This window comes from Chitinivorax sp. B, from assembly GCF_005503445.1.
GTDB lineage: Bacteria > Pseudomonadota > Gammaproteobacteria > Burkholderiales > SCOH01 > Chitinivorax.
This window is the reverse complement of record NZ_SCOH01000078.1, coordinates 1-9,255: the sequence shown is the minus strand read 5'-3', so window position 1 is coordinate 9,255 and position 9,255 is coordinate 1. Positions and strand designations below refer to the sequence as shown.

5 protein-coding genes and 1 pseudogene are annotated in these 9,255 nt (G+C 55.0%); all 6 read left to right on the top strand.

All coding sequences use genetic code 11. From position 1 onward, the window contains the following. Nucleotides 1-1,154: chitinase (locus FFS57_RS23745; protein ID WP_249384145.1), on the top strand; the 1,154-nt coding region annotated here is incomplete at its 5' end. Between the two features lie 178 nt (nt 1,155-1,332). Beyond that, a pseudogene (locus FFS57_RS26325) lies at nt 1,333-1,656 on the top strand (carbohydrate-binding protein); the annotation flags it as partial. Between the two features lie 153 nt (nt 1,657-1,809). Continuing rightward, the gene (locus FFS57_RS23740) at nt 1,810-4,299 is read left to right on the top strand and encodes a chitinase C-terminal domain-containing protein (protein ID WP_502705940.1); all 2,490 of its coding nucleotides are present in this window, start codon (nt 1,810-1,812) and stop codon (nt 4,297-4,299) included. A gap of 68 nt (nt 4,300-4,367) precedes the next feature. Continuing rightward, nucleotides 4,368-6,098 carry a glycosyl hydrolase family 18 protein gene (locus tag FFS57_RS26135; protein WP_137940310.1) on the top strand — a complete coding sequence of 577 codons (1,731 nt, stop codon included), beginning with the start codon at nt 4,368-4,370 and terminating at the stop codon, nt 6,096-6,098. A gap of 375 nt (nt 6,099-6,473) precedes the next feature. Beyond that, complete coding sequence (locus FFS57_RS23730) at nt 6,474-7,520, top strand: cupin-like domain-containing protein (RefSeq protein WP_249384144.1); 1,047 nt, start codon at nt 6,474-6,476, stop codon at nt 7,518-7,520. Nucleotides 7,521-7,661: 141 nt separating this feature from the next. Continuing rightward, nucleotides 7,662-9,002, top strand: coding sequence for a glycosyl hydrolase family 18 protein (locus FFS57_RS25440; RefSeq protein WP_171014178.1), 1,341 nt, complete (start codon nt 7,662-7,664; stop codon nt 9,000-9,002). The last annotated feature ends 253 nt before the right edge of the window (nt 9,003-9,255 follow it).

Sequence of the window (9,255 nt, the reverse complement as noted above, 5' to 3'; positions counted from 1 at the left end):
CTCCAACACCGACACCTACACCCACACCAACCCCAACACCGACTCCGGCACCCGGCGTACCCACCCGCGAACAAGCCCGGGCAACAGAAGCGGAGCTCACCAATAACGCGCTGTTCCGTACCATCAAGGCATCCATCCAGACTGCATCCAACGAGGTCGTCAATGCAGTGGCGCCGGGCAAAGCCAGCAACCCATCCAACGTGAAGCGTGTGGAGCGTCTGCTGGCTGCCAGCAAGTGGGACTTCCTGTTCCCGCAGCGTGAAAGCACTTACAGCTATACCCGTTTCCTGCAGGCAGTAGCCAAGTTCCCGGCGGTGTGTGGCGATTACAGCGATGGCCGGAATGCCGATGCCATTTGTGCCCGCTCGTTGGCCACCATGTTCGCCCACTTTGCACAGGAAACCGGCGGCCACGTACCGAACGATCCCGTTCCACAATGGCGTCAGGGCTTGGTTTACCTGCGTGAATCCGGTTGCACCGAGACCGGTCCGGGTTGCGGCTACAATTCGGAATGCTCAGCCAAAGACTGGATTTCGGAAACCTGGCCATGCGGCAAAAACCCGGATGGTAGCTGGAAGAAGTACTTTGGCCGCGGCGCCAAACAGTTGTCGTACAACTTCAACTACGGCCCGTTCTCGCAAATCATGTTCGGTAGCGTCCGCAACTTACTGGACGAGCCGGATCTGGTCGCCAGTACATGGTTGAACTTGGCTTCCGCCACCTTCTTCTTTGTCTATCCGCAGCCACCGAAACCTTCCATGCTGCACGTACTGGATGGCACCTGGAAACCGAACGCAGCAGACCAGGCGAATGGTGCAACCAATTCATTTGCTTCCACCATCATGATCATCAATGGTGGTATCGAGTGCAATTCGGGCACGGACAAGCCACAAGCAGCCAATCGTATTTCCTATTACAAGGAATTCGCACGTGAGTTCGGCGTGAACATCGCTGGCGAGCAACTATCTTGCGCCACTCAGCGACCATTTGACCGCAATGGTGCCGGTTCGCTGTCGATCTCTTGGGAAAAGGATTGGCACGCAGGCCAGGAATACAAATGCATGTTGGTCAACTACCAGACCGCTTACAGCGCGCTGATTCCAGGCGATTACGAGAAGTGCGTCGAAAAAGGCTGGGATATCAAGCTGAAATAAACCCACTTCAAGCCAAGCTTAAACGGGGCGTTTATCGCCCCGTTTTTTTCTGAATCAAGCAGATCAATCACTTGCATGGCCTTGTGCGCATGTCATTTAAATAATTTTTTCTTCTTAATAATCATGCAGATGATAAGTGGTATGTAAGTGGATACGTAAATTTACGTATTCACATGGCATGTCACATAGGCCAAGAATGCATGCTAATCGCGGATTAAAGCCGGCTTTCAGGCACAGGGAACACACCCTATCTCCTCGCTACTTTCACTGGTACCGCACCGATTCAATATATGAACAGGAGCTTTGTATGACGTTCAAAGCCACCATGCGTGCACTGGCCATCGTATCGATGGTCAGTCAATGCGCACTGGCTGTCACCGCAGCCTATGCTGCCGGTCCGACCCAACAATCCGCTGTCGCGGCATCCGCCTGGCAGGAAGGCAATACCTACAACGCGGGTACGGTCGTTAGTTACAAGGGGCATGATTATCGCTGCCTGGTCACCCATACCGCCTATGTAGGCGCCAACTGGAACCCGGCCGACACCGCCACCCTGTGGCAAGACCTGGGTAGTTCCGGCGGTACGCCAACTCCGACGCCAACGCCGACTCCCACGCCAGTTCCCACCCCAACCCCTACGCCAACACCCACACCCATGCCCGGTGGTGATGTCATCGCAGAAGGACGTTTCAGCTTGGTGGTGGCGGGCAGCAGCAAATGTGTCGTTGCTACCGGCACGGCCAATGGTGCCAAAGTGGCCCAAACCAGCTGCAATAACAGTACCGCACAAGCCTTTGACATCAGTGCCACCGGTACTGGCATCTATCGACTCGTCAACGGGCTGAGCGGTAAAGCCCTGGATGTCACCGGCCGTAAAACCACGCCGAACACCCCTGTGACACAGTGGGCTTACAACGGCGGCAGACACCAGCAGTTCCTGTTCAAGAAGAACGGCAATCAGGTCGCCATCCGTGCAGCACACAGCAATTTGTGCCTGGAAGTCAGCGGCACAGCCGATGGCGCACAGCTGATGCAAAACACCTGCAACGGCAGTGCAAACCAGACCTTCCAGCTGAAACCGGTCAATACACCCACGCCAACACCCACACCAGGTGGCAATGAACGCTGTCGGCCCGAAGGCCTGTATCGCACCCCAGGTGTCGATGTGCCTTATTGCTCGGTGTATGACACCGAAGGCCGCGAAAAGATGGGTGCGGCCAAGCGCCGCATCATTGGCTATTTCACGGGCTGGCGTACCGGCAAAGATGGCGCCCCGGCTTATCTGGCCAAAGATATTCCCTGGGACAAGATCACCCATATCAACTATGCCTTCGCCCATGTGGACGGTAACAACCGTATCTCCATCGGCAAACCGGGCGACGCGAAGAACGCGGCCACCGGTATGGATTGGCAAGGCGTTGCAGGCGCCGAGATGGATGCGGCCTTCCCCTACAAAGGCCACTTCAACCAACTGAACAAGTTCAAAAAGAAATACCCCCATGTGAAGACATTGATTTCGGTCGGTGGCTGGGCCGAGACTGGTGGCTATTTCGGTGCCGATGGCAAACGTGTGGACAGCGGTGGCTTCTACACCATGACCACCCATGCCGACGGCAGCGTGAATCAGGCCGGCATCAATACCTTTGCGGATTCCGTCGTGGCCTTCCTGAAGCAATATGGCTTTGATGGGGTGGATATCGACTATGAATACCCAACCTCCATGAAAGACGCCGGCAATCCGGCCGACTGGGCAACCGCCAACGCACGCCGCGCCGGCCTGAACCGCAGCTATGTCGCACTGATGAAGGCACTGCGTGAAAAACTGGATGCCGCTGGTGCAGCCAGCAAGAAACACTACATGCTGACCGTCGCTTCACCGTCGTCCGGCTACCTGCTGCGTGGTATGGAAAATTTCCAGGCACTGCAGTATCTGGATTACGTCAACATCATGAGCTATGACCTGCATGGTGCATGGAACGAGTTCGTCGGCCCTAATGCCGCACTGTTCGACGATGGCAAAGACGCCGAGCTGGCCAAGTGGAATGTGTATAACACCCCGCAATATGGTGGCATCGGCTATCTGAACACCGACTGGGCTTATCACTACTTCCGCGGCGCCATGCAGGCAGGTCGTATCAACATCGGCGTGCCGTATTACACCCGTGGCTGGAAGAATGTTGCCGGTGGTACCAATGGCCTGTGGGGCCGCGCAGCGGGTAGCAACTGCCCAACCGGCCTGACCAGTTGTGGTGATGGCGCGCGGGGTATCGACAACATCTGGCACGACAAAGACGAGCAGGGTCGAGAATTGGGCGCCGGTTCCAACCCGATGTGGCACGCCAAGAACCTGGAAAAAGGATTGGCTGGCAGCTATATCAGCGCCTACGGCCTGACCCCGGACAGTGACCCGGAAGATCGTCTGAACGGCACCTACACCCGTTATTACGATGCGACCCTGGTTGCGCCTTGGCTGTGGAATCCTCAGAAGCAGGTGTTCCTATCGACCGAAGACGAGCAGTCGGTCCAGAAGAAAGCGCAGTGGATCGCCAGCAATGGCATCGGTGGTGTGATGTTCTGGGAACTGGCCGGTGACTATGACTGGCACCCAAGCCGCAACGGGGGCAAAGGCGAATACTTCATCGGCAACAAATTGACCAGCACTTTTGCCAGCGCATTTGCCAACACCTCACCTTATGCCAATAAACGCAGCACACGGGCGCTGCCAGCATCGGCGATTGACGTTGGGTTCGAACTGTTGGGTTACCCGCTGGGTGACAGCAACTTCCCGATCAGCCCGACTTTGCGTGTGACCAACCGTTCCAACGCGACATTGCCTGGCGGTACCGAATTCCAGTTCGATATGCCGACCAGCGCACCGGCCAACGCCAAAGACCAATCCGGCTATGGCCTGACTGTGATCCAAAGCGGCCACAACGGCAACAACATTGGCGGATTGAAAGGTGACTACCACCGCGTATCCGTCAAGTTGCCGGGCTGGAAGACGCTGGCACCGGGCGAATCGACCGATATCAGCTTCGTGTACTACCTGCCGATCTCAGGGCCATCCAATTACACCGTGAGCTTTGGCGGCAATACCTATGCCACCCGTGCCGAGCAGCCGAACCTGCCGGCCATGAAGCAGTAATCAACCAGCCGATAGGCCACCCCGGTCTAGGCCGGGGTACTTGATCGAAACGGAAAGGACCGCAACACATGAAACGTATGCTCAAGGCCGTTGCCGTGGCCGCTACCCTGTCACAATGCGCACTGGCGGTATCCACCGCTTATGCCGCACCTGCCGGCAATCACAAGGTCGTTGGTTATTTCACCCAGTGGGGAATTTATGGCCGCAACTTCCAGCCGACCGACATTCCGGCAGACAAGCTCACTCACATCAACTACGCCTTCGTGAACATCTCCAGCGATGGCAAATGTATTTCGGGCGACACCTATGCCGATATCGACAAAGCCTACCCTGGCGATACCTGGGATGGCAGCCAGCCGTTCCGTGGCAACTTCAATCAATTGAATAAGCTGAAACAGAAGTACCCACATTTAAAAACATTGATTTCGGTTGGCGGCTGGACATGGTCCAAGCACTTCTCGAATGTCGCCGCCACCGACGCTGGCCGCAAGACCTTTGCCAAATCCTGCGTGGAATTTGCTGCCAAGTATGGCTTTGATGGTGTCGACATCGACTGGGAATACCCCGTTGGCGGCGGCTTACCTGACAACAGCAACCGCCCTGAAGATAAGCACAACTACACCCTACTGATGCAGGCGCTACGCGCCGAAATGAATGCACAAGGCGGCAAGGACGGCAAGAAGTACCTATTGACCGCGGCACTGGGCGCAGGCCACGACAAAATTGCCAATCTGGAAGTACCGCAGTTCATGGCAGCCGTCGACTTCGTCAACGTCATGACCTATGACTTCCACGGTGGGTGGGAACAAACCAGTAACCACCACGCCCCGCTGTACCGCAGCAGCCGTGACCCCAGCCCAGCACCCTTGCGCGACAATTACAACGTTGATGCCGCCATCAACAATCTGCTGAAAGCTGGCGCCCCTGCGACCAAACTGGTTGTCGGTATCCCATTCTATGGTCGTGGCTGGACTGCCACCAAGAACGAGAACAACGGCCTGTTTCAGCCGACTGCAGCCAACCCGCCCCAAGGCACATGGGAAAACGGCGTGTATGACTATTGGGATCTGCTGAACAAACTGAACAACGGCTTCAAGCGCCATTGGGATGCCGAGGCGCAAGTACCATGGATGTACAACCCCAGCACCGGCGTTGTGATCAGCTACGAAGACCAGCAATCGCTGAAGATCAAGACCAACTACATCAAGTCCAAGGGCTTGGCAGGTGGAATGTTCTGGGACATGTCTGGTGACGTGAAAGGCGCAGGCAATACTTCATTGCTGAAAACACTGGCAGCGGAATTGGGCGTGAATGGGACACCTACACCCACTCCGACCCCAACGCCTACACCAACACCCACCCCGACACCTACGCCAACACCGACTCCGACTCCAACACCCACCCCTGGTTGCACTACAGCAGCCTGGAACAGCGGTACTGCTTACAACGGTGGCCAGCGTGTGTCATACAACGGCGGTGTGTATGAAGCCAAGTGGTGGACCAAAGGGGAAAATCCTAGTCAGTCTGGCGAATGGGGTGTTTGGAAACGTGTAGGTAACTGCGGTACCACAACACCGACACCGACACCAATACCCACACCTACTCCGACCCCAACGCCAACACCTACCCCGGGTTGCACCACATGGACGGAAGGCAAAACCTACAGCAGTGGCACGTTGGTCAATTACCAAGGTAAGCAATACCGTGCTCTGGTGAACCACACCGCCTATGTTGGGACAGGTTGGAACCCAGCAGCATCGCCAACCTTGTGGGAACTGGCTGGCCCCGGCAAATGCTGATAGCATAAGCGGGCATTTAATCCGTCACCTTCTCTACAAACCGTGACGGACTGATCAGGTACACGGCCGGGTTTCGAACAACCTTCGCAACCTGGCCGCATAACTAGTGTAGTGTTTCACGTAGATTGCGACTGATAAAAGTGATGGACTTCACGACGAATCGAGGCGCAAACCACAGCCATAGCGAGCTATGGCGAGGATTTGCAACGACGAGTCGGCGTGAAGGACACACTTTTATGTCTCAAGAAAAGTGAAACACTACACTAAGGTGCCATCAACAAAACCTGACGAAACGTTGCTGGTTATCGGCAACATCATTAGAAGGTTTTTGTCAGCAACACAAAAATAGCCCGCGACCACAAAGGAAGATCACCCATGCAACACGTTGCCTACGCCATGCGCAGTAAACTCTCGATGAGCGATGACTGGCGTCGTTGGATAGCCGAAAACCTGATGTTGAACATCCCACCCGAAGCGGTTGTGGGTACCTTGGTCAACAACGGCTATTCGCAGCAAATGGCACAGCAGGAAGTGATGGCCGCCATGGAAAGCCCTTACCTGACCGGCGCACGGCAAAGCCTGGAGCGATTGCAAAACCGGCTACGTAAGCGGGAATGGGTGCTCGACATCTATCGCAAATTGAATCAGCAGCGCCCTGGCAACAATATGATCGAACGCCGGCACAAGCTGACGCGGGATGAGTTTTACCAACAGTATTATTTTGCCAATCGGCCTGTCATCATCACTGGCATGATGGAAGATTGGCCTGCCATGCAAAAATGGAATTTCGACTACTTCCGTCAGCATTTCGGTGACCGTGAAGTAGAGGTGCAAACCGGCCGCAATCAGGATGCACAGTACGAAATCAACTGCACGCAACACAAACAACCAATGCGGTTTGCCGACTACGTCAATATGGTCGAAGGCGCTGGTAAGACCAACGACTTCTACATGACTGCCAACAACAGCTCGCAGAACAAGACAGCATTGCGGGACCTATGGGCGGACATCCGTGTCATCCCAGAATACCTCAATACCCAATCACCAGATGATGGCTTCTTCTGGTTTGGCCCAGCCGGCACCCTGACCCCCTTCCACCACGATTTGACCAACAACTTCATGGCACAAGTGATGGGCAGCAAGCGTGTACTGCTGGTACCGGCCTGTGAAGTCGCCAACATGTATAACCATCTGCACTGTTTCACCGAAGTAGACGGCGGCGCAATCGACTACGCGCGCTTCCCGCAAATGCGTCACGCACAAGTGCTGGAATGCACACTGTCACCAGGTGAAATCCTGTTCCTGCCCGTTGGCTGCTGGCATTACGTAGAAGGGCTGGAACCCAGCGTGACCATGTCGTTCATCAATTTCCAACCTGATAACGACTACGCCAGTTTCTATTCGACGTACCACCAACTGTAACCGCCCACTCAGGCTGATCAATCTTCGGCAGGATCACCAACGCATCATGGTGAACAAGCACATCATACCAGCGTGCTCGTAACATCCTGTCGGCTGTGTTGACTGGGCCGTCGTGGCAGCTCAACGAAAGGAAACGTTTACATGAAGTCCAAACCTGTCTCTCGTGTATTCAAGTCCGGTCTGATTGCCATGGCCATCACCACAGCATTGTCCGCCAGCAGCGTATGGGCTGGCTTCAAGGTGGTCGGTTACTTCCCGACCTGGCAAGGTGATGTGAACACCATCGACTACAAAAAGGTCACACACATCAACTACTCCTTTGCATTACCGACACCCACTGGTGATCTGCAAGCATTGGAAGGCGGCCCCGGCCGGCTGCAAACCCTGGTCCAGAAAGCACACGCCAATGGGGTGAAAGTACTGATCGCCGTGGGTGGATGGAACAATGGCGACGATTCTGCCTTCCGGGCCATTGCCGCTGATAGCGGAGCACGCAGCCGCTTTGTGCAGAACCTGTTGAATTTCGTTTCGCAATACCAGTTGGATGGCGTCGATATCGATTGGGAGTATCCAGATGGCGGCGAAGTTGCTGGTTACACTCAATTGATGCAGGAGTTGGGCAACCAACTGCATACACGTGGCAAATTGCTCACCGCCGCTGTCACCGCCAGCGACTGGCCCGGCAGCATCAACAGCACCGTCATCGCCAGTGTCGATTTCCTGAACCTGATGGTTTACGACCTGGGCACGCCCCATTCCACTTATGCTGCCGCACAAGATGCCTTACGCGCCTGGAAGAACAATGAAGGCTTGCCCAAAGATAAAGCGGTACTGGGCGTCCCGTTCTATTCCCACACCAACTGGGTAGCTTATCGTGACATCATTGCCCGTTATGGTGCCTGGGCGGCACAACGTGATGATGCTGGTGGCTTGGATTACAACGGCCAACCCACCATCCGCGCGAAATCGCAGTTGGCATTGCAAGAAGCAGGGGGCATCATGTTCTGGGAAATCTCACAGGATACCAACGACGATACCTCACTGATGAAAACCATCTGGGATGTGGTAGGCGGCGCAGTCGGTACTCCAACACCCACGCCCACTCCTACCCCAACACCAAGTTGCAACGAAACCGCTTGGCAAGCCAACAAGGTGTATACCGGTGGGCAACGCGTGTCATACAACGGGGTCATCTATGAAGCCAAATGGTGGACACAGGGTGACAACCCGGCCCAATCCGGCGAATGGGGCGTCTGGAAACGCATCAGCAGTTGCGGTATCCAAAATCCGACACCAACGCCCGTACCAACACCGGCTTGTGCCATATGGGCAGAGGAGACTACCTACACCACAGGCATGGTTGTGAGCTTTGATGGCAAACATTACCGGGCATTGGTTACCCATACTGCCCATATTGGCGCCAATTGGAACCCTGCAACCACCCCAACGTTGTGGACACCGGCCAACGATACAGCTTGCTAACACTGAATCACTTCCGCACCGCCGTGAGGCATATTTCGCTTATGCCTTGCGGTATCCGTACTTTATATATCCGAACCAGATTATTCAATCAGCCTGTCACTTCACCCAGCTAACACAGCCAGAATGACCATCACAATTTGCTGATGTATAAATGATCTTGCATGTCACATTGCCATTTGCAATATTTAAAATCATATTTGCACCTTGGTAATATTCCATGCGGTTTGACAACTTATTGGACACACTCCGCACA

What these genes read in the sequence shown, in the direction of transcription:
- FFS57_RS23730 (WP_249384144.1), top strand. Translation starts at nt 6,474, where the DNA reads ATGCAACACGTTGCCTACGCCATGCGCAGTAAACTCTCGATGAGCGAT.
- FFS57_RS25440 (WP_171014178.1), top strand. Translation starts at nt 7,662, where the DNA reads ATGAAGTCCAAACCTGTCTCTCGTGTATTCAAGTCCGGTCTGATTGCC.
- FFS57_RS26135 (WP_137940310.1), top strand. Translation starts at nt 4,368, where the DNA reads ATGAAACGTATGCTCAAGGCCGTTGCCGTGGCCGCTACCCTGTCACAA.
- FFS57_RS23740 (WP_502705940.1), top strand. Translation starts at nt 1,810, where the DNA reads ATGCCCGGTGGTGATGTCATCGCAGAAGGACGTTTCAGCTTGGTGGTG.